The following is a 19,695-nucleotide window of genomic DNA, read 5'->3' on the forward strand; positions in this document are numbered from 1 at the left end:
GTTACTTAATTTTCCTATCAACTATTGCAGGTAATTTTGCACGTGACTCTAAAATTTTATCTTTACTTATTTGTGCTGATAAAATTCCAACTTCTTCATCCATTCTTGCAACTATTTGCCCCCAAGGATCAATTACCATACTGTTTCCATAGTTTCTCTTCTGGTTATTATAGAAAAATCCTGTTTGATTGCAAGCAACAACATAACATTGATTTTCAATTGCTCTAGCTCGTAATAAAATTTCCCAGTGTTCTTTACCAGTCTGCCAAGTAAATGCAGCGGGAACAAAAATAATATCAAATGGAAAGTTTTTTTGATTTCTTATATTTTCAGGGAACCTTAAATCGTAACAAATTATGTTTAAAGCTTTCCAATTACCTTCAGAAGTGACTAAAGTGTAGTCTTCTGCCATAGAACCATATTCATAAGAATTACTTTCGCAATATAGAGGTTTCCCATCTGTATCTTTTAAATTAAATAAATGTAACTTTCTGTAAATTGAAATTATTTCTCCAGACTTATTGTAAGTAACGCAAGTGTTAAAAACCTTTTCTGGATTACCAGCAATTTCTTCTGAGTGACTTCCAGCTACCAAAATTATTTTATTTTCTTTAGATACTTCTTGGAGTTCTTTAAAGATATCTTCATTAATCTTACTTTTGGTCTGTTTCCTTTGTTTTTCATCACCCATATAACTAAACATTTCTGGCAACACAATTATTTCTGAACCATCTTTGGCAGCTATTTTAATTTGTGAAATTATATTTTTTACATTTTCTTTAACGTCATTTTGTGGATTAGTTTGAATACATGAAATTAACATTTTAAGCCTCCTTTAGAAAATTATTTGTAAACTTTTTCAATAAAAAAGGCTAGTAGATTTTGTCTTAGTTAAGCCTGTGAATTAATGAAATTAATAACTTTTGCCGAATTTGTTCCACCGGTTGTAGAATTAATTTGATTTATAAAGTTTGCTAAAATTCCTGAACCAGAGCTATTTCCTGAAGAAATACCTGCGCTATTAAAGATTGTTTGAGCTGAGCTTAAGTAATTATAAATATTTGTAGCATCTGTGGTGCTCATAGCCGATGTTAAGGTAGTAGAAATGGAACCAGCTGTATTTAAACAGTCTGCTTTTATAGTTAGCATAGCTAAACTTGCATTGGCAATTGCTAACATATAATTTTGGTTAGAGTTTCTTTGACTTGAGGGAATTAAACTTAAAGTATTTACGGCTTTTGTTACTAGACTAATATTGTTTTGTGAAGCTGATGGCATAATTGCTAAGACAGTTTGTAAATTATTTTTATAGCTTCCGTTATTACTTATAATTGAAACTGCCATATTTAAAATATTTATTCCTGCAGCTAGTAAATAAGACGTTGATAGTAATCCTATTGCCTGCTGGTCGCTAGAATTAGCAGATACATAAGGTTCTAATAAACTAATTGAAGAATTATAATCACCTGAATTAATAGCATCTTCAGCTTTTTGTTTGGTATCACGTTGTGGTAGGTCTGAAAATAAATTTCCATTATTTCCACAACTGGTAATAAGTATATTTATAAATATTAAAAATATTTTATTTCGAATGACAATAAGTTTTTTTCTCATAGCAACCACCCAAGTACAATTCGTCCATAAATTCTTTGGCTCGGATATTCACCCGCTCTTGAACCTATTTCTTCTGTGTAAATTCCCGTTTCTACTTTAATAACTTTTGCATTAAAAAATACTCCAAATGTAGGATAGCCCTGATTAATACCAGTTGTTATTCCAAATTGTTCTAATAATGAATATTCAAGACCCATGTGAATTCTTTTAGAAATTACAACATTTTGATTATTTGTTACGTCTCTCAAATCAGTAGAAACTGTTACTTTGCTTTTTTTTGTACCAAAAGAAGTGCTAAAACCTGCATCTAAGACAGTGGGTTCTGCGGTTGGTTGATTATTTCCATCAGGAACCCATCGATATTGCATGCCAATATTTCTACAAACAATTCCTAGTTGAGTTGAGTATTCCTTACTTAAAATAAGCATTGTACCTAAATCAGCTCCTACGCCAGAACCTTGATTTAAGTTATTATTTATTACAGTTGATAATCCACTATTTGATAGTTGAGATTCAGCACTTAATGCGGAAATAGATAGATTTAGTTCCTTTTTTTGTAGGAACTTGCCATTCATACCAAAATACAATCTTTCATTTAAAAAATCATGTGCGAGAGTTAAATAAACACCTGTTCTATTTGCTGCATAGATATTTGCGGTCGGAACTCCTGTATTTGGATCAATTCCTTCAAAAGCATTTGCATTTGCTCTGTCCATAAAACCTAAGGCAATTTTTCTAAAAATGACTCCAGAATAGTTTTGAGCAGCAGCACTAAAAACACTATTTTGATTTTCAGCTAAAACTTGTAAGGCACTCTTATTGCCTCCATTATAACTATCATACAATTGTTTTAAGTTTTGTGTTCCTTCTAGTTGAGGGCTTACAGCAACAATTTCACTTAAAATACCTTTTCCTTGTGCTATTCCTGCTGGATTGTAAAAAACAGCATCCATTCCTTTTGCTGTTGCAATACCAACATCTCCTTTTCCAAGAAATTCGGCTGATCGAAATTCTCGTTGTAGTTCTTGAGCATATCCATTTATTTGCATAAAAAAAACATTGATGAGTAATATATTAAATATTATTTTCCTGTATTTAAAAAAAATTTTTGTTCCGTTAAATCCAAGCATGGATTTTCCTTAATAGTATTTCTAGTTGTTGAAAATTCGGAACAAAAAAAAGGAACTTAATTAACTTAAGTTCCTACTAAGAATAAAAAATGACAAACTAACTCACATAATTAAATTATTTTGTTTCAAAGCTTGAATGCGAACATCAAGCGGAGGGTGAGTTGAGAAAATATGTAATAAAGAAGATTTATTAGAAATCTTAAAAGCTGCAATTGATTTAGGAGTTTCCTCACCTTCAGGTAAGGGATTCTCATATACTCTTTGTAATGCCGCCAAAGCTGCGATCATACTTGATTTACCAGCTAATTGTGCACCACCTAAATCTGCTTTAAACTCACGCATTCTTGAAAACCAAGCTATTACAATTGAACCTAAAATACTAAACAATATTTCAAGGACAATTACCACTATCATGTTTACTAATGGGCGGATGTCATCTTTAACAAATTGGGTGGTTGCGAAAGCGATAATTCTAGCAAAAAACATGACAAAGGCATTCACGACACCTTGAATAAGAGTCATGGTGACCATGTCGCCATTAGCAATGTGTGAAATTTCATGAGCCAGTACCCCTTCTACTTCTTGTTGATCCATTCTTTCTAAAAGACCTGTGGAAACTGCCACGAGTGATCTTTTTTTCGAAGGACCAGTTGCAAAAGCATTTAATTCTGCACTTTCATAAATACCAACTTCAGGAGTATTAGGTAATCCAGCTTTTTGTGCTAATTTTGCAACTCTGTTGTAAAGATTTCTTTCTGTTGGCGTACAGTTTTCTGGATCTATTGGTTTAATTCCCATCGAAAACTTTGCTATCCAACGTGATATAGCAAGGCTAATAAAGGCTCCACCAAAGCCCCAAATTAGACAAAATATCATAAGAGAGGAATAATTAATTCCTCTTGCTGACATATAATGATTTACACCAAGCAAAGATGTGACAATGGAAATTGTCACCATGACTAAAATATTTACCATCATGAAAAGAAATATTCTTTTAAACATGCTGATATTTCCTCCTCTATAAAACCAGTTTCAAATATACTATAAAAAACCTGATGTCGAAAGATATGAACGTTTTTCGGTCGAATTTCTTGCAACATAAAAGGTTCTTTAATATGGTGTATTCAGAAACTAAAATGTCAATCATTGATAAAAAAAGAAAAAAAGTACGTATTCATGATTTTCTCGAAATGAAGAAAAAAGGTGTTAAAATTTCTGCAATTACCTGTTATGACGCGTCTTTTGCAAGATTAATTGAGCTTTCTAAAATGGACATTGTGTTGGTGGGAGATAGTTTGGGAAATGTGATACAAGGTAAAAATTCAACTTTACCTGTAACTGTAAAACAAATGTCATATCACATTAAGTGTGTTAGAAATTCATTACAAACACCTCTTTTAATAGGTGATATGCCTTTTTTAAGTGTAGGAATTTCTATCAAGGAAACGATGGAAAATGCTGGACTACTTATGCAGTCGGGGGCTGAAGCAGTCAAAATTGAGGGGGCAACATCTGAAATTTGTGAACAAATCAATCATTTAACAAGGCATGGAATTCCTGTTATGGGTCACATAGGATTAATGCCACAAAGTGTGCATGCTTTAGGTGGGTACAAAATACAGGGCAAAAATGAAAGCGATAAAAAAAGGCTTTTAAAGGAAGCAAAGCTTCTTCAAAATGCTGGATGCTTTGCAATTGTTCTAGAGCTGATAACTCCAAATCTAGCAGAAGAGTTGTCAAAAGCATTAAAAATTCCAACAATAGGGATTGGTTCAGGAAATCATTGTGACGGGAATATTCTTGTATTACAAGATATGCTTGGAATGAATAAGAATTTTAAACCAAAGTTTTTAAAACATTATTTGGAATTAGAAGAATCTATTGTTCATTCATTAGATAATTATTGTAATGATGTAGTAAACAAAATTAGCGAAAATGAGTAATTTTGCATGAATAGTGAAAAAAAACTCTCCATTGAAGAAATCAAAGCAAAAATTAAAGTTGTGTGTATTTGTAAAGGTATTAAGCAAGGTAAAATTTGCGAAGCAATTACAAAAGGTGCTGATACAAGAGATAAAGTAAATACCGCAACAGGGAGTGGAAGTGGTGGTTGTAAGGCCACTCGTTGTGGTCCTGTTATAGATAAGTTAATTGAAAATAAAGGTAAACCTATTATAGAACCATATAAGACAGAGATAGAAGATGATGATATGTGTTATTGAGATGCTCAGGCTGTGCTGATAGAGACAACAAGTGGCAGGCCAGGAGGGACTCGAACCCCCAACAAGCTGATTTGGAATCAGCCGCTCTACCATTGGAGCTACTGACCTACCTGAGAACTTTTCGAATATCAGTTGTAGAGTAAGAGGTCAAGCTTTGAATGTGACTTCATTTAGAAATTAAGATTATCAAGTAAGGGTAAATACATGTTAAAATTGGAACATTCAGGAATTGGTGAAATATTTTATGCGACAAGTCAGTCAGCAGGATTTGATATCTGTGCCAATGAAAATACAAGTATTCCTCCAGGGGAATGGAGACTAATCAAAACAGGATTGCGAATAGTTGAATCTGTAAGTGAACAAAAATTAAAAGTGGGAAATCTTGATTATCAAGTTATTCCTGAAATTCAAATTCGTCCCAGAAGCGGTTTAGCATTAAAGCAAGGAATAACTGTATTAAATTCACCAAGTACCATTGATGCCGATTATAGAGGGGAAATTATGGTAACGCTTATTAACCACTCAAAAGTCGATTTTTCCGTTCAAGTTGGAGATAGAATTGCACAAGGCGTTTGTGCTTTAGTTCTTCAATTGCCTGGAATTCATGTCAAAAGAGTTGAAAGAGGGGCTGGTGGATTTGGCTCCAGTGGGAAAAATTAGCAAAGATTTTTCCCAAGAAGTCTTGACTGATTAGTCAATATTGGTTAAACTTCAGCAACTTTCGGAACGATGCTAGCGGCAAGATCATTAATTCATTAAAGATTCAGGAGCCCGGCGCAATGCCCAAAAAATCTAAAAAAAATAATGTAACAGAATCTGAAGAGCCTGTTCCTGTTTCTTTGGATAAAACAATTTATTTTATTCCTGAAAATGTTCCATCTGGACAAAGAATATTTTGTGCAGCAAAAAATATTTGTTATAATTTTGATGATGTTATCAATTGTCTTGAAAATGGAACTATTGATAAAATAGTATTTCATCCTTTAACAAGTAATACAACCAGACACTATATTTATCATTGGGCAAAAATTTTTAATCCAAAAATTCAAGAACTTTATACCACTCATTTCCCTTCAAAACCATCAGGCTCAAATCAGGTAGCGTAACAAATATTTCTATATATTTTTTAGTAGGAAAAATTTTACCAATTATCTATCTTGCCCTTTGTTCCTAAATTGTTAAGATGAAAATGCTTGATAAATTTTAAAGGGTTTTGAATGAATCATTTATTTTTAAATCAAAACTATGACAGATTAAAAGTTTTTCATAGAATTAAATCATTGAAAGATTTTTTTGCTTTTGAAAAAAATAAGCTTATTTTTGAAGATGAAACTTTTCTAAAAATAAAAGAAAATGTTGATATTTATAAAAATAAAGAGCAAGTTAGATTAAAAAAAATAGAAGTACTTACAAAAATTCTTGAAAAAATTGAAATCAAAATGCGTATTAATAATTATTAATAAAATATAATATAGGAAAAAAATGAATACTATTTTAGTTATCAATGGACCAAATTTAGGAATTTTAGGAAAACGACAACCGCATCTTTATGGGACTAAGACATTAGCAAATATTCTTGACGAAATAAAAAGTATTGCAAAAGAAAAGAAGATAAAAGTAGATGATTTTCAACACAATGTGGAAGGTGAAATTATTAACTTTCTCAATGAAAAATATATTGAATATTGCAGTTCTAAAAAAGAAAAAATTAATAAAAGATTAGCAGGAATTATTATTAATCCAGCAGGTTATACACATACAAGTATTGCGCTAAGAGATTCTCTAGAAGTTTTCAGGCAGGAAAATATTCCCATTTTTGAAGTGCATTTAAGTAACATTTTTGCCAGAGAAGAATTCCGTCATAAGTCATATATTAGTCCTATTGCCAATGGAGTGGTTTCAGGGCTAGGATCATATGGTTATATAGCTGCGCTACATAAAATATTTGAGCTGGAAGAAAATGTTTGAGCAATTGCTTAAAATAATTTCATTAGAGTCTTTGATTCTCGTTTTCAAAGAAAAAAATTTGTTTCAAGAATTTCAATTTCATCATGAAACACAAGCTTTAAAGCATGCTGAAATCTCAAAAATTTCCGACTCAGATATTTTAAGAAAAATTTTGCCTAAAGAAATTTCAAGTAAAATGTTTGGGAGCGGAAATTTAAATTTACTTGCGTTTATTTTTGCCTTAAGACATAAAATAGTTGAACTTAACTCATTATTTCATCTATCTGCGCTTAAATTATTAAGAAGTTCATCTTATCTTTCAGTAAAAAATGAATACGATATTCTTTTTGGAAAAGAGTTTTCTTTAAATTATCAAGAGTTAGAAAACTATTTGCATCCAAATTTTTGGGGACAAGCAAAGTCCATTCCAATTGTAGGATTTTCTGCTGTTGGTTGTCATTTTGTGTTAAGAGACGTTACTTATTGCAGAGCATTTGATGCGTATAGTCTCCCTTTTTGTAACCATGTCACTAGTGAATTATTTTGTAGTAATCATTTGAGAGAAAAATTTTGGGGAGAAGAAATTTATAGTGAATGTTCGGTGCAAGCAAAAATAGCTCAATTTTATCTAAACATTCATAATTTTAAAGAAATTGATGAAGAATCTTTGAAGAAAATTTTAGATAATTTTTTCCATTATTTTGATGAATCATTTCGGAGAAAAAAACAAGCAACAATTAGTCCCGAAAAAATTAAAGATCTTTTAAATTTTTATAGCTTTTCAACTTTAGAAGAATTAAAAATTGTAGGCGGGGAAGAGCTTAGAAAACGATTTTTAGAAAAGGCAAAGTATTTTCATCCTGATAAAGGAGGATCTCAAGATCGTTTTAGAGAAGCCAGAGAAAATTATGAGAATTTAAGAGAGCTTTTGACCAAATGACTTCACATTTTTTTAAAGTTGATCCTTTTAATTTTGTTCCTATTGTTAAAACTCCTTGGGGAGGGACTCAAATATCTGCCCTAAAGAAAACCTATTTTCCAAAAGCAAATGCAGTTATTCCAAATTTTATTGGGGAAAGCTGGGAGATATCAACCGATAAAAGTTATCCATCTTTTGTTTGCATAAATGAACAAGATAAAATTCCATTAACAGACATTTTGCAGAAGAATTCATCCTTAATTTTAGGAGAAAAAGTAGCAAATAAATATGGAGCTCATTCTCCATTATTGCTAAAGTGGTTGCATGCTAATGATAATTTATCTGTTCAATTACATCCTAAAAATGGAAATCCGTTACTTTCTGAAAATGAATGTGGTAAGCCAGAAAGCTGGTTAATCTTAAATGTTGAAAAAAATGGCTATGTTTATTTAGGATTTAAAGAAGAGCTTTCTAAGCAAGAAATTATAGAATACTTACTAAATGATGAATTAGAAAAGTGTCTAAATAAATATTATCCAAAAATGTATGATTATATTTCAGTCCCTCCAGGTTGTGTTCATGCTGTAGGGCCTGGAGTATTTTTGGCTGAACCACAATATGTTTTGCCAAAAAAATCAGGTAAAACTTGGAGAATTTCTGATTGGAAAAGATTGTATGATGAAAATGGAATACGTTCTGATCAGGGTAAACCTAGAGAATTGCATGTGAACGAATCTTTAATGGCAATTGATTGGAATCTTCCAAGAGGAAAAGATTTAGAAAAACTATTGATTCAGAAAATGGAAAATGGAAAAGTATTTCATGGAAATCAATATAATCCTTTTTCACTCCAAATTTTTTATAATCAACAAAAAACAGGTTATACTTCTATTGAAAAAGATAGCTTTACTTTAGCTACTGTCTGGGGTGGAGAAGTGAAGTTGGAAACAACTCAAGAGGCCATAACTCTACAAGGTGGAGAAAGCCTTCTTATTTCTGCTGAAGTTAAAGAGCTGTCACTAAGTATGAAAGAAAAATATAGAGAACAACCTAAAATTGCTTTTTTTGCATTGAATGATGAGGTTATTTAATGGCTTTTATTAACGAAGCAACGGGTGATATTCATTTTAAAGTATTATATATTGGGAGTAAAAATGCAGGGAAGACTGCAAATATTCAAGCGCTATTTTGTGAAACAATGGCTAATGATAGTAGCATTGAATTAAATGATATAATTGCAGAATTACCCAGGAACAATTTTTTTGATTTTCTTCCTGTTAGTTATGGCAAAATAGCTGAAAGGAATGCTCGAATTCATCTTTATACACTTCCTTCACATCAATTATGGCCTACAGTAAATATTAGCTTATTATTAGGTATAGATGGTATTGTTAATGTAATTGATAGCAGAGTTCGTTTTTTGGATAAAAATCTTTCTTTTATTACTGAAGTTAAAAAAATGTTTGATTCTATTCAACTTGATTTTAAACAAATTCCTATTATTTATCAAATGAATCATTCTGATTCTTATGATGCTCTTCCATTAGAAACTCTCCAAAAAAATTATAATCTAGATTCTTCTGATTGTGTTCAATCTGTCGCAATTCAAGGTTTAGGAGTTATGGAAACCTTTGCAAAAATTGCTGAAAAAGTAGTCCAAAAAGTTACTTAAAAAAAATAGAATAAAACAAATTTTAGTTGCATCTTTTTTTAAAATGAAATAGTACGTTATTACTGTTATGATTAATCATTGAAAAAAGAGGAAAAAATGAATATTAATAAATTATTTTTAAGTTCAATTTTGTTACCTTATTCTGTCTTTGCAGCGGATGAATTGCCATTGTTATCTAAAGTAACAGCAACGGGTAAGGTAGCTGCTGGATACAATACAGCAATAGAATGCACTGTTTATCAAAATAAAGTGAAAATGAGATATATTGCTGGTTTTGCAGCAGTTGTTCAAGAAAAACCGATTTCTTTTGGTGGTGGAATTAATTTAATGCTAAACGATGCCAAAAATGCTGTCATAAAAAGAAATGTGGTACCAACAGACTTGGGAACAGTTGTTTATCAAGCATATTACTTCAATGATTTAGGAAAACAAGATACTATAGAGCTTGGGACATCTGTAAAAAATACTTGGGCTTTAGAAAATTCTTCGACGGGAGCTTACGGTCTAAGATATTTACTTGATAAATTGTGTAGATAAAATTACAACCTCATCTTTTTAAAGATGAGGTTTTTTCTTCTAGAATTAAAAAATAATAAATATAATTTTAAATTTTTTATTTTTTAATATATTTAAAAAAATAAAGTTTAATTTTTAAAAATAATTTTAATAAAATTCAATTTAAAAAAAATATTAATTTAAATTATACACTTAAAATTGTAAATAGAAATAAAAAAATTGGTACAATTATTGCTAAACAAATATTACGATTAATTTATTTTATAAAAAAATATAAATTATTCGTAATATTTATTATTTTATATAATAAGGATTAAATTATTATGAAAAATGTATTGAAAATAGCATTAATAAGTTTTCCAATATTAACAACATTTTCTGCTAATGCAAATATTTTTGCACCTTTAGTAGAGACATTCAAGGGTTCGTATTTATTTTGCGTTAATGAAAAAAATACTTATAAATGGAAATGGGCTACAAAAAATGAAAATTTTAATAATAAATATAAAGGCATAAAAAAAATCACTACCCAAACTGAAGAGTGGACTTGGCTCAAAGGAGCTCCTTCATTAAATAAACATTTTAATATTGTTTTAGATATAAAATATGAATTTCAAAATGCGAATGATGCAAAAAACTTTTGTGAAGATTTAAAAAACATTTGTACTTCACAATATGGCGAAGATTATTCATTAGTTGGTGTATCAAGTTATGCAGTTCCTGGTTGGGGACTGGTCAGTGTTAGATATCTTTCTCCTGAAGTCGAAGCTGAAAATCAAAAAGATTCTGAAAGTGATACAGAGCCTTTGTTAGGTTATGAGTTAGAAAATACAAAGACAAAAACAGCTTCTTGCCCAAATTGGAATTATAAGGAGTTTCCAAATGCTGGTGGTGCAAAATATGATGTAGAAAGAATGATAACAAATCATTTCTTTTCACAAAAAAAATGATATTATTCTCCTGACTTGAAAAGGAGAATTTTATTAAAATATTTGATGCCCATTTTCATATTATTGATAAAAGGTTTCCATTAGTTCCTAATAATGGATTTATTCCTGATGAATTTAATGCAACAAATTACCTTAGTGCAGCAGAACATTTTGATCTTGTGGGAGGAGCTGTTGTTTCAGGTTCATTTCAGGCATTTGATCAGAGTTACTTACAAGATGCCTTAAAAACATTAGGTAGTAACTTTGTTGGTGTTACCCAAATACCTGCTGATACTCCTGATAATGAAATTTTAGCTTTAAACGCTTCAGGGATTAAAGCTGTAAGATTCAATATTAAACGTGGTGGATCAGCAACTTTAAAAGATTTAGTTTATTTTAGCCAAAAAGTATTTTCCTTGTGCGGTTGGCATACTGAGATTTATATTGACTCTAAAGAGTTATCTTCTATTCAGCAACAAATTCTGCAAATCCCTAAATGTTCTATTGATCATTTGGGTTTAAGCAAAGAAGGATTACCAATATTAAAAAAGTTGATTGAAAAAGGTGTTTTTGTGAAAGCGACTGGCTTTGGAAGACTAAATTTTGATCCTATTGGGGCCATGAAAGAATTTGTAAATGTTAATCCAAATAATATTATGTTTGGAACAGATCTTCCTTCAACACGAGCGCCAAAACCTTTTACTTTAAATGATATTAAAATTATTTCTGATTCATTTGCGAATGATATTTGTGAAAAAATTTTTTATAAGAATGCGCAAAGTTTTTATAGGTAAATTAGCGTAAGTTTAAAATATCCAACCAATTTTTAAAATATTCCAATATATTATAGGATAAGCCTTTAAGTTTTCAGTAATAGTTTTCCTTAATTGATCATTTAAGGATGCATATTCAGGTGATTGAACTGCATAAGATATATATTGCTGAACCGTTGGATCTGTTAAATTTATATTATTTTCAACAGAAACATCTAGGGTTAGTTGCGCTCCAATTTCTGTTCCAATTGCAAACCAACCAAAACTCCCACTCCAAGTGGCAAGTAGTCCTATTTGTGGAGTCCAGTAAGTTGAATTAATAGCGAGCGTATCAACAAATGGGGTATTTAATCTCTGAGGAAAATTTGCAACTGTTAAATTTATATTACCTGTAGATTTAAAGAAAAATTGTCGTTTTCCATATGCAGCTCCTATAAAAAAACTTCCTCCAAAAGGAAATATGCTTAATTTTCCTTCATATTGCCAATACGATAATTTCAAAGTATCAAATTGAAAATCTTGAGAAGAATTTAACATAGACTTTAATTGTTTTGATCTAAATAAATCAAATTCATTAAAATAACTATAACTTGCAGATAATCCTATATAACGCCATAATTTAGATTCAATACTTATATTTGGTCCATTAATAATTCCAAAACCTACCATTGGTCCTATACGTATTGATCCAAATAATCCTTCATCATTATCAGCATCTTTTTTTTCTGAATTTTTATCATCTTTATCAGCTTTTTTTTCCTCTTTATTATTACTTTCTTCATCAGAAATTTCATCTTCTTTTATATTTTCATTTTTATTATTTTCATCTTTGATATTACTGTTAATTGTTTTTTGACTTGGTTTTTTAAAAATTTTTTGATTATTTTGTGTAGGAAATTTTTGCTCAATAAAGGGATTTTCATTTATCACAGGATTTACTAAATTATTTTGTAAATTCCTTTGTTGAAGTGGAATTGTTGGATCAACTTGCGAAAAACTCTTTAATGAATAGCTAATAAAAAATATAAAAATAAATATTTTCAATGAGCTCTTCATAAAAAGAGAAACCTCAAATATAAAGCACAAGAGAAAGATTATTAATTTATATATTAAGGTAAAAAAAAATTAAATCAAGGAAATAAAATCACTTGCCCATAAGTCGCCACGAATTTTTTCCTTAGCCGAAAGTGCTATGTGATTACTAAAGATTAAAATATTTTTTTCTTCAATAGCTCTGGAAAATTTAGGATTTTTGTTAATTTTTTCAAGAAAATCATTTCTAGTAATGTATTTATCCAACCAAGACAAAGGAATTCCATTTGGAGTTCTTAATAAGGTAAATATCATTTCATCAATATATTCTCTTTGAGTACGTGGATTTTCATAATGAATAGAAAAATTTTTCCCTCTCTCAATTTTGTCAGTAAAGATTAATTTATCATTTCCAGCTTCTAAGGCGGTAAATGTACTAGGTCCTATTCTATATCTTAGTCCAAAAGGAAAATCAGATGTTTGTGGAAGTAATCCATGCGCACCTGTCCCTAGTCCTATATAGGGTCTTCCGTACCAATATAAGTTATTATGTTTTGTGGCAAACATTGAAAAATTGCTTGTTTCTACTTGTTGTAGGGATAATTCTGTACAAGTTTTTAGTATTTCTAAATATTCGTTTACTGCATTTTCTTCATCTGAGTAGTTTGTATTTGCGAATAAGGTTCTTTGTTCAATAGTTAATGCATATGCTGAAATACCAGTAGTGCCATATTTTATTAGTTCATTAATTTCTTGTGTTAATGTTTTAGAACGAAGTTCTTTTCTTAAACCATAAATTAAATCAACTTGAATATTGTTAAAACCTGCAGAATTTGCCCAAGCTAAGTTTTCGATTACGTTTTGAGGAGTATGTTTCCTTCCTAATATTTTTAATGTAGTTGGACAAAGTGACTGTGCACCAAGAGTAATTCTAGTAAAACCAACTTTTCTGTAGTCAATTAAACGCCTTTTAAAATTAGTTAATGGATTGGTCTCTAATGTAGCTTCTTCAATTTTAAAATATTTATTTATAATATTAAAGTAGCGTTGATAAGTTGAAGCTTCAAATAATCCAGGAGTTCCTCCTCCAAAATAAATTGTTACATCCTGTTGATAATATTCTTTTAGATTCTCAATAAAGTAAATTAACTGTTCCTCTAATTCGTCAAAGTAAAGAGAAATGTCTTTTTTTGTAAATTTTGCTGTTTTAGTAAAATCACAGTAAGGACATATATGCGGGCAAAAAGGTATATGAAAATAAAAACCAATATTTGCTTTTTGATTAGGTATTTCGATCATTTTTTATTATCCATTTTCTTGAAGAAGCATTCCGCCAAATTGAAAATAAAGTTTCTAAAGAATTATACATTAAAACAGGCTCTAAATTTGCAAAATTGATACGCATAAAATTATAATGTTTGCTATCTTTTGAAAAGTAATAACCAGGTGCTATTGATATTTTTTTTTCTAAGGCACGCTCTTCAACTACGTGTAGATTTTCACCGGGGGGAAATTCAAACCACAAATACATTCCAGAATCCGGTTGGTTCCATTTTGAACCTTGCGGGGAAAGTTTTTTCAACATAGCAATTAAGGTATCGCGTTTAGAACGAAAAGTATTTTTTAGTTTTGCAGTATGTTTTTTTAAAACTCCTCTAATTATAAGTTCATAAATTATTTGTTGATCTATAATTGAAGGAGAAATACATTGTGCAATATATAGTGTATAAAGATATTTAATATTTGCTATACTTGAAACAACATATGCGATTTTTAGACCAGGAGCAAATACTTTAGAGTAACCAGAAATGTAAAATGAATTATTTAAACCTTCAATAGTTGCTAAATTAGGTATAATAAACTCATCATAATTTAAATCACTATAAATATCTATTTCTATAATTATTGCATTTATTTCTTTTGCAATTTTTATAAGACTATGTCTTTCTATTGCAGTAAGAGAACCTCCAGTAGGACAATGACAGTTTGTATATATTATAAAAGCTTTGGGTTTCTTATTTTTTATTTCTGAAATTTTTTCTTCTGTTAAATGTAACTTTTCGAAAGAGCGTTCTATTGAGATTATATTATATTTTTTTAGTAAATCAGAGTAGAAAAAAAAATCACTACTTGGTGATTCAAGAACAAGATAGTCATTTTTATTAAGAAAACCATTTAAAATAATATCGATTGCATGTTTTTCACCACAAGTAAGTAAAATTTGATCCGAGTTTGAAATAGGCATCCCTTTATTTTCAAGATCAAAACCAATAATTTCCTTTAAACTTTGAAATGAATTGTGCTTAAATGTTGAATAAATTAAAGTATTATTTGAAAAACAAGTTCTTGAAATAGCTCTGAGTTCTTCCATGATACTAAAACTTTTATAAACTTGATTTCCACCTAAATTTGCATAATCTTCGGGTAAATCTAAATAGTGGGGAAGTGGACAATTCATTTGTTGTTTTTTCAAAACTAAGCTGTGATTGTCCCTTTTAGGCGTATTAGATAAGTTAAGCTTATTTTTTTTGTATGAGACATAAAAACCACTCCCTAACTTTGCTTTGATAAATCCCCCATCACTTAACTTATTGTAAGCAGTGATAATTCCAATTTTATTAATTTTTAATTCGGCTGATAAGTCCCGTATACTAGGGAGTTTAGAGCCAAACAAAAGTGTACCGGTTTGAATTGCATTACAAAAATGATCAAATATCTGTTGGGAGTAAGATTTACTAGATTCAAAGTCAATCGTAATTTTTCTAAATTTTGCCATTCAAATTAGCCTTTACAAATAGTTATTCGCAAAAGAATTTAATTTACACTGAAATGTTTATAGCAAAAGAGGACAATATTTCCCAGTACAGTTAAAAAAAAGTTAGCAGTACAGTTAAAGGGTATTATTTTAAACTGTACCTATTAATTGAGCTGTTAAAATTATAATTTAATGCCGAGACTTTCTGGATCTTTTTATATGGAAAATTTAGTGAGGGTGGTATGAAAGAGCAAAACGTGTATGATATTCATTCTGTTTATTTAAAATCAAATGAAACAGGAATTGAAAACTGGGAAAGAATTGAAGGTGTTCATGATCATGAGGCTAGGGAAGATGCTGAAAAAGTTATTCCAAACTACCAAAAAATAAAATCAAACACTAAATTAAAGTTAAATATACAAAAATCAGCAACCATCATTCCTGGTGCTGTTAGGAGAATTGTAAAGTTTTTTAAATAATATTTAAATTTTTCAAATTTTTATGGTTTTCTTCTTTCTCTCCCTTTTTAGAAATAATTGTTTGTGAATTGACTAAAATAACAAGCTATGTAACTTTTCTGAAGTTGATGGTTTTGTGTTTTTTAATTGTTAAAAAACCAAATTAAAAGGGAATTTAGTGAAAATCTAAAACTGTCCCGCAGCGGTGAAAAAGAACGAAATTTGCTAAAAAGCACTGGTTAAACTGGGAAGCTGCAAAAAGTAGGAATAAAAAAAGCTTTTAAGTCCGAAGACCTGCCATCATGCGTCCCTTGTAGACGCTTATGGAACAAGATCCGAGGGGATCTTCTATAAAAAAGAAAATAACATGAAGTTTATTACTGCAGCAAAAGTTTTTTTGTTGCCTATTTCAGTCCATGCTCAAAATCCGGCTCCAATTATTGTGTTACCTAAATCAGATCAAGCTGATTTAGATAAAATGCAGTCTGCTGAAAAATTTAAAAATTCAAAAGAAATCATAGAAGATCCATCTTCTGGGAACATAAATCAAGAGATTATTTTCACAGATTCACAGCCTGGTACTTTGCCAAGTCCTAAAAGTATTTCTGATTTAACGAAAAGAATAACATCTGGGCAGGTTGAACAATTTGGAGGTGAAGCGGGCGCTTTGAGAGTACGTCTCAGAGGTGCTCGAGCTTTCGAACCCACTTACTATTTTAATGGACTTCCCTTGGCAGGCTCTGATTCCAGTGAGCAAATAGTTTCTTTAATTCCTATTTCAGCAATAGCAAGCCTGATGGTTTATCCCGATAGCCCACCCTTTTGGTTAAGCAGTATGGGCATTAGTGGCGATATAAATGTGCTCAGTTGTCAGAAAGAGAATTGTTTTGCTAAAAAACGAACATTTGATGAAAATTCATTCAAAGTAAATTCTAGAGCAGGTTCATTTCATTATTGGCAAAACTCAATTAGTCATGCGCTTCAGTTAGATAAGAATTTCTCAGTGTTTTCTACAGTAGAAGCTACAAGCAGTAAAGAAGATTATCCTGTATTTAACAATAATAATTCTGTATTAAATGCAAATAGAGGGCAGTATGAAAATTTACAGAATAACGATTTTCAAAAATATTCGGGATATTTTCATTTAAATATAAATTCTAGTTTATTTAATAATATTAATTCAGCTACATTATATACTGATTATGAAAAGGGAATTCCAGGTGCTGTTAGCAGTGCTTCTAATGCAAGAATTAGAAAGAAACTATTTATTAGTACTCTGCAAGCAGAAAAATTTTATCCTGATAATGGAATAATTTGGAACAATCAGTTAGGCCTTATATTAAATAAATCAGAGATTTCAAATTTTTCAGAAGGATATACTACTCAAGCAAATTCAAGTTTTAATACTACAGCCCAAATTAAATCATGGATGACAATTCCAACGCAATTTATTTTCGAAGAGAAAACAGGTATTGTTATAGAATATCTTAATTTTACCCAAAATACTACCGCCTCTGTTCCTGCAGCGCTAGATAATTCCAGTGATAGTGAAAGTAAGTCACTAAGACGAGAAATTCGTTTAGGCTTATTTGAAAGTATTTATTTACCATTATTAAAAGAATACTCTTTATCATTGAATTTTAATAGCTGGCTTTCAGGAGCGCAATCTGAGGTATCTATTGATTGTAATAAAGGAAATTTACAAAATATTTGTAATACTAAAAATAATAATATTGAAAAAAATATTTATGGTTATTCATTTTCAATCCAACAAAATTATAAATTTATAATAAATTATTTGCGCTATATCTTAGCAATGCGTAGACCTTACTTAGCTGAAATGTATGGATCGCCAAGTGGGATTCTAGCAAATAGTGCTTTGCAAGAGGAACAAAGTAGAAAAATTGAATTTGGTTTTACATTTCCTTATTTTGAAATAGGTACTTTTTATACAAAAGATTCAAATTTAATTTTTCTCCAAGAAATAAATCAATTTATATCACAGTATCAAAATATAGAAGATTCTAATCGCATTGGTTTATATTTAAATTCTGATATCTATATATATAAGAGCTGGAAATTTTATTTTTCATATCAATATGTAAAATCTTTAATGAATAAGAATAATAATGAATACTATGTACCAAGAAGTTCTGAAAACTCTATTAATTCAGGAACAAGTGTTGATAGTATTTTTATAACAAAATTAAATGAATATTCTACTTATTTTGGTTCATATTTTAATTTAAATTGGCAGAGTGAATTTTACTTGGATTATTTGAATATAAATAAGGTTGAAATTCCACCCATTTATAATACTGGATTTTCAGTTCAATTTAAAAATTTGAAAGAGCAAAGAAACTTTCTTGTTTCCTTCGATATTTATAATATAGCTGATGAAACTTATGCAAAAGTATCAAATACAACAGGTTTTTCTCAACAAATGCAAACAAATGGTTATATAGGTTACCCTCCCCCTGGAAGACGATTTTATCTTACAATTTCTGGAGAAATATAATGAATAACTTAAAGTTTAGAGTAATAAATTTTTCTTTCATATTAGTTTTTATTGCTTGTGGGAAGAAAGAGAATGTAAATCCAGATGTAAATATAGTGAATGAAAAGTCTTATTTTACAGCAAATAAATATGGCCAATTTAGTAATTTATATAGTTTTGATTTTGAAACTAAAAAATTGGAACTTATTCTCTCAAGAACTCCAAGTGGAGATGCTAATGTCTATCAAAATATGAATAATTCGAATAATATTGGAGGTATTTATTGGGTGGAAAGATTTTTTGCACAACCTAGTCGCATTACTTATTTAGCTGCAAATACAAAAGCTTCTGGAGTTGAAAATACTAATTTCCCAATAAATATCCACAATTTAATTATGGTTAAAAATAAACTTCTTGGAATTGGTTATGAAACAGAAATTATTGCTACTTCTCCTGATTTATCGAATACATTTATGAGTAAAGTTAAATTAGATACCGAAGCTGTTTCTTTAACTACCGAAGAAAAACAATTAAAAACAAATCATTTATTAACAGCCAATAATAAAATATATGTCCTTTCCTTAGGAACATATGATTATAATTCGTATCAAAAAAATAAGCCATATATTTTTGAATTGGCAGATGATATGAAAACGGTGGTTAAGAAAACAGAAATTACCAATTGTTTTAATCCTGCAAGTCATGTGAAAGTACTTGATACAAGTAAAGTTATTTTAAATTGTAATCCATATTCTGAAGATAAGTCTTTAATTACGAATTTAGTTTATGTTGATGTAGCTAGTAATAACATTGTTATTAAAGAAATATTAAGAACAGAAAAAAATGGTGATGTTCAGCAATTTGAATTAGGTGGGGTTTCTGCAACGAAAGATTCTGTCTTAATTACGGAAAGAAAACAATCAGGTAACTATACTTGGAATAAAATTAATTTAGCTTATTGGTTTAACCTAAATAATCCTGAAACTATTGTGTTAAATGATATAACTCGCAAGAAATTTTTAAAAAATTTAGCTGGAAAAGTTACTTTTAATTTTAGTAAAAATATGTATTTATTTAGCTGTGTAGTAGATCCTACAAGTTTTACTTGTATAAAGGGAAAAGCTGCGATATCCAAAGACCTGCTCGGTGAAAAGTCTGAAATCATAGATTTTAATATACCTGAAATTAATGAAATTCAGTTCCCTATCCCAATTTATCAATGAAAGTTTGA

22 protein-coding genes, 1 tRNA gene and 1 riboswitch are annotated in these 19,695 nt (G+C 29.7%); of the genes, 15 read left to right on the forward strand and 8 right to left on the reverse strand.

The features are described from left to right. Nucleotide 1: 1 nt before the first annotated feature. The 4 genes from GOY08_RS01065 to htpX all read right to left on the reverse strand — a co-directional run bounded on the left by GOY08_RS01065 (nt 2) and on the right by htpX (nt 3,746). Nucleotides 2-823 (reverse strand): nitrilase-related carbon-nitrogen hydrolase, encoded by an 822-nt coding sequence (locus GOY08_RS01065; protein WP_158996714.1) that lies wholly within the window; start codon nt 821-823, stop codon nt 2-4. A gap of 68 nt (nt 824-891) precedes the next feature. Beyond that, on the reverse strand, nt 892-1,614 hold the full coding sequence (locus tag GOY08_RS01070) for a hypothetical protein (RefSeq protein ID WP_158996715.1): 723 nt from the start codon (nt 1,612-1,614) through the stop codon (nt 892-894). Beyond that, nucleotides 1,611-2,744 carry a hypothetical protein gene (locus tag GOY08_RS01075; protein ID WP_158996716.1) on the reverse strand — a complete coding sequence of 378 codons (1,134 nt, stop codon included), beginning with the start codon at nt 2,742-2,744 and terminating at the stop codon, nt 1,611-1,613. The genes GOY08_RS01070 and GOY08_RS01075 overlap by 4 nt, the downstream gene beginning before the upstream one ends. A gap of 102 nt (nt 2,745-2,846) precedes the next feature. Next, nucleotides 2,847-3,746, reverse strand: coding sequence for a protease HtpX (gene htpX / locus GOY08_RS01080; protein WP_158996717.1), 900 nt, complete (start codon nt 3,744-3,746; stop codon nt 2,847-2,849). A 134-nt stretch (nt 3,747-3,880) separates the two neighbouring features. Between htpX and panB the strand changes: the two genes are divergently transcribed. Beyond that, the gene (gene panB / locus GOY08_RS01085) at nt 3,881-4,687 is read left to right on the forward strand and encodes a 3-methyl-2-oxobutanoate hydroxymethyltransferase (RefSeq protein WP_158996718.1); all 807 of its coding nucleotides are present in this window, start codon (nt 3,881-3,883) and stop codon (nt 4,685-4,687) included. 6 nt (nt 4,688-4,693) lie between these two features. Further along, nucleotides 4,694-4,966: a (2Fe-2S)-binding protein gene (locus GOY08_RS01090; RefSeq protein ID WP_158996719.1), complete on the forward strand. Its 273-nt coding sequence runs from the start codon at nt 4,694-4,696 to the stop codon at nt 4,964-4,966. A gap of 32 nt (nt 4,967-4,998) precedes the next feature. Here GOY08_RS01090 and GOY08_RS01095 read toward each other — a convergent pair. Then, nucleotides 4,999-5,074: transfer RNA gene (locus GOY08_RS01095), tRNA-Trp, on the reverse strand. A gap of 96 nt (nt 5,075-5,170) precedes the next feature. Here GOY08_RS01095 and dut point away from each other — a divergent pair. The 10 genes from dut to GOY08_RS01145 all read left to right on the forward strand — a co-directional run bounded on the left by dut (nt 5,171) and on the right by GOY08_RS01145 (nt 11,743). Next, nucleotides 5,171-5,626 (forward strand): dUTP diphosphatase, encoded by a 456-nt coding sequence (gene dut, locus GOY08_RS01100; protein WP_158996720.1) that lies wholly within the window; start codon nt 5,171-5,173, stop codon nt 5,624-5,626. A gap of 119 nt (nt 5,627-5,745) precedes the next feature. Beyond that, complete coding sequence (locus tag GOY08_RS01105) at nt 5,746-6,072, forward strand: hypothetical protein (protein WP_158996721.1); 327 nt, start codon at nt 5,746-5,748, stop codon at nt 6,070-6,072. Between the two features lie 111 nt (nt 6,073-6,183). Then, nucleotides 6,184-6,426 (forward strand): hypothetical protein, encoded by a 243-nt coding sequence (locus GOY08_RS01110; RefSeq protein ID WP_158996722.1) that lies wholly within the window; start codon nt 6,184-6,186, stop codon nt 6,424-6,426. Between the two features lie 22 nt (nt 6,427-6,448). Continuing rightward, nucleotides 6,449-6,934, forward strand: coding sequence for a type II 3-dehydroquinate dehydratase (locus GOY08_RS01115; RefSeq protein WP_158996723.1), 486 nt, complete (start codon nt 6,449-6,451; stop codon nt 6,932-6,934). Beyond that, nucleotides 6,927-7,853 carry a hypothetical protein gene (locus GOY08_RS01120; RefSeq protein ID WP_158996724.1) on the forward strand — a complete coding sequence of 309 codons (927 nt, stop codon included), beginning with the start codon at nt 6,927-6,929 and terminating at the stop codon, nt 7,851-7,853. Before GOY08_RS01115 ends, GOY08_RS01120 begins: the two co-directional genes overlap by 8 nt. Further along, nucleotides 7,850-8,923 carry a type I phosphomannose isomerase catalytic subunit gene (locus tag GOY08_RS01125; RefSeq protein ID WP_158996725.1) on the forward strand — a complete coding sequence of 358 codons (1,074 nt, stop codon included), beginning with the start codon at nt 7,850-7,852 and terminating at the stop codon, nt 8,921-8,923. Before GOY08_RS01120 ends, GOY08_RS01125 begins: the two co-directional genes overlap by 4 nt. Next, nucleotides 8,923-9,504: a hypothetical protein gene (locus GOY08_RS01130; protein WP_158996726.1), complete on the forward strand. Its 582-nt coding sequence runs from the start codon at nt 8,923-8,925 to the stop codon at nt 9,502-9,504. Before GOY08_RS01125 ends, GOY08_RS01130 begins: the two co-directional genes overlap by 1 nt. 96 nt (nt 9,505-9,600) lie before the next feature. Then, nucleotides 9,601-10,041, forward strand: a complete 441-nt coding sequence (locus tag GOY08_RS01135) for a hypothetical protein (protein WP_158996727.1) — start codon at nt 9,601-9,603, stop codon at nt 10,039-10,041. A gap of 302 nt (nt 10,042-10,343) precedes the next feature. Further along, nucleotides 10,344-10,970: a hypothetical protein gene (locus tag GOY08_RS01140; RefSeq protein WP_158996728.1), complete on the forward strand. Its 627-nt coding sequence runs from the start codon at nt 10,344-10,346 to the stop codon at nt 10,968-10,970. Nucleotides 10,971-11,002: 32 nt separating this feature from the next. Next, the gene (locus tag GOY08_RS01145; RefSeq protein WP_158998044.1) at nt 11,003-11,743 is read left to right on the forward strand and encodes an amidohydrolase family protein; all 741 of its coding nucleotides are present in this window, start codon (nt 11,003-11,005) and stop codon (nt 11,741-11,743) included. 12 nt (nt 11,744-11,755) lie between these two features. Here GOY08_RS01145 and GOY08_RS01150 read toward each other — a convergent pair whose 3' ends face one another. From GOY08_RS01150 to GOY08_RS01160, 3 genes are all read right to left on the reverse strand, one after another. Further along, on the reverse strand, nt 11,756-12,778 hold the full coding sequence (locus GOY08_RS01150) for a hypothetical protein (RefSeq protein ID WP_158996729.1): 1,023 nt from the start codon (nt 12,776-12,778) through the stop codon (nt 11,756-11,758). Between the two features lie 69 nt (nt 12,779-12,847). After that, nucleotides 12,848-14,053: a coproporphyrinogen-III oxidase family protein gene (locus GOY08_RS01155; protein WP_158996730.1), complete on the reverse strand. Its 1,206-nt coding sequence runs from the start codon at nt 14,051-14,053 to the stop codon at nt 12,848-12,850. Beyond that, complete coding sequence (locus GOY08_RS01160; protein ID WP_158996731.1) at nt 14,037-15,530, reverse strand: aminotransferase-like domain-containing protein; 1,494 nt, start codon at nt 15,528-15,530, stop codon at nt 14,037-14,039. Before GOY08_RS01160 ends, GOY08_RS01155 begins: the two co-directional genes overlap by 17 nt. Before the next feature lie 221 nt (nt 15,531-15,751). On the opposite strand from GOY08_RS01160, the gene GOY08_RS01165 reads away from it, so the two are divergent. The 3 genes from GOY08_RS01165 (at nt 15,752) to GOY08_RS01175 (ending at nt 19,687) form a co-directional block, all read left to right on the forward strand. Further along, nucleotides 15,752-15,988, forward strand: coding sequence for a hypothetical protein (locus tag GOY08_RS01165; protein ID WP_158996732.1), 237 nt, complete (start codon nt 15,752-15,754; stop codon nt 15,986-15,988). A 91-nt stretch (nt 15,989-16,079) separates the two neighbouring features. After that, nucleotides 16,080-16,283, forward strand: a riboswitch (cobalamin riboswitch). Nucleotides 16,284-16,334: 51 nt separating this feature from the next. Further along, on the forward strand, nt 16,335-18,485 hold the full coding sequence (locus tag GOY08_RS01170; protein ID WP_158996733.1) for a TonB-dependent receptor plug domain-containing protein: 2,151 nt from the start codon (nt 16,335-16,337) through the stop codon (nt 18,483-18,485). Next, on the forward strand, nt 18,485-19,687 hold the full coding sequence (locus GOY08_RS01175; RefSeq protein ID WP_158996734.1) for a hypothetical protein: 1,203 nt from the start codon (nt 18,485-18,487) through the stop codon (nt 19,685-19,687). The genes GOY08_RS01170 and GOY08_RS01175 overlap by 1 nt, the downstream gene beginning before the upstream one ends. The last annotated feature ends 8 nt before the right edge of the window (nt 19,688-19,695 follow it).

The organism is Pigmentibacter ruber (assembly GCF_009792895.1).
GTDB lineage: Bacteria > Bdellovibrionota_B > Oligoflexia > Silvanigrellales > Silvanigrellaceae > Silvanigrella > Silvanigrella rubra.

Bases quoted from the DNA above. Each gene is read 5' to 3' on its own strand.
- dut (WP_158996720.1), top strand. From the start codon at position 5,171: ATGTTAAAATTGGAACATTCAGGAATTGGTGAAATATTTTATGCGACA.
- htpX (WP_158996717.1), bottom strand. From the start codon at position 3,746: ATGTTTAAAAGAATATTTCTTTTCATGATGGTAAATATTTTAGTCATG.
- GOY08_RS01140 (WP_158996728.1), top strand. From the start codon at position 10,344: ATGAAAAATGTATTGAAAATAGCATTAATAAGTTTTCCAATATTAACA.
- GOY08_RS01105 (WP_158996721.1), top strand. From the start codon at position 5,746: ATGCCCAAAAAATCTAAAAAAAATAATGTAACAGAATCTGAAGAGCCT.
- GOY08_RS01165 (WP_158996732.1), top strand. From the start codon at position 15,752: ATGAAAGAGCAAAACGTGTATGATATTCATTCTGTTTATTTAAAATCA.
- GOY08_RS01115 (WP_158996723.1), top strand. From the start codon at position 6,449: ATGAATACTATTTTAGTTATCAATGGACCAAATTTAGGAATTTTAGGA.
- GOY08_RS01075 (WP_158996716.1), bottom strand. From the start codon at position 2,744: ATGCTTGGATTTAACGGAACAAAAATTTTTTTTAAATACAGGAAAATA.
- GOY08_RS01125 (WP_158996725.1), top strand. From the start codon at position 7,850: ATGACTTCACATTTTTTTAAAGTTGATCCTTTTAATTTTGTTCCTATT.
- GOY08_RS01070 (WP_158996715.1), bottom strand. From the start codon at position 1,614: ATGAGAAAAAAACTTATTGTCATTCGAAATAAAATATTTTTAATATTT.
- panB (WP_158996718.1), top strand. From the start codon at position 3,881: ATGTCAATCATTGATAAAAAAAGAAAAAAAGTACGTATTCATGATTTT.
- GOY08_RS01155 (WP_158996730.1), bottom strand. From the start codon at position 14,053: ATGATCGAAATACCTAATCAAAAAGCAAATATTGGTTTTTATTTTCAT.
- GOY08_RS01135 (WP_158996727.1), top strand. From the start codon at position 9,601: ATGAATATTAATAAATTATTTTTAAGTTCAATTTTGTTACCTTATTCT.
- GOY08_RS01090 (WP_158996719.1), top strand. From the start codon at position 4,694: ATGAATAGTGAAAAAAAACTCTCCATTGAAGAAATCAAAGCAAAAATT.
- GOY08_RS01110 (WP_158996722.1), top strand. From the start codon at position 6,184: ATGAATCATTTATTTTTAAATCAAAACTATGACAGATTAAAAGTTTTT.
- GOY08_RS01170 (WP_158996733.1), top strand. From the start codon at position 16,335: ATGAAGTTTATTACTGCAGCAAAAGTTTTTTTGTTGCCTATTTCAGTC.
- GOY08_RS01160 (WP_158996731.1), bottom strand. From the start codon at position 15,530: ATGGCAAAATTTAGAAAAATTACGATTGACTTTGAATCTAGTAAATCT.
- GOY08_RS01150 (WP_158996729.1), bottom strand. From the start codon at position 12,778: ATGAAGAGCTCATTGAAAATATTTATTTTTATATTTTTTATTAGCTAT.
- GOY08_RS01120 (WP_158996724.1), top strand. From the start codon at position 6,927: ATGTTTGAGCAATTGCTTAAAATAATTTCATTAGAGTCTTTGATTCTC.
- GOY08_RS01065 (WP_158996714.1), bottom strand. From the start codon at position 823: ATGTTAATTTCATGTATTCAAACTAATCCACAAAATGACGTTAAAGAA.
- GOY08_RS01130 (WP_158996726.1), top strand. From the start codon at position 8,923: ATGGCTTTTATTAACGAAGCAACGGGTGATATTCATTTTAAAGTATTA.
- GOY08_RS01175 (WP_158996734.1), top strand. From the start codon at position 18,485: ATGAATAACTTAAAGTTTAGAGTAATAAATTTTTCTTTCATATTAGTT.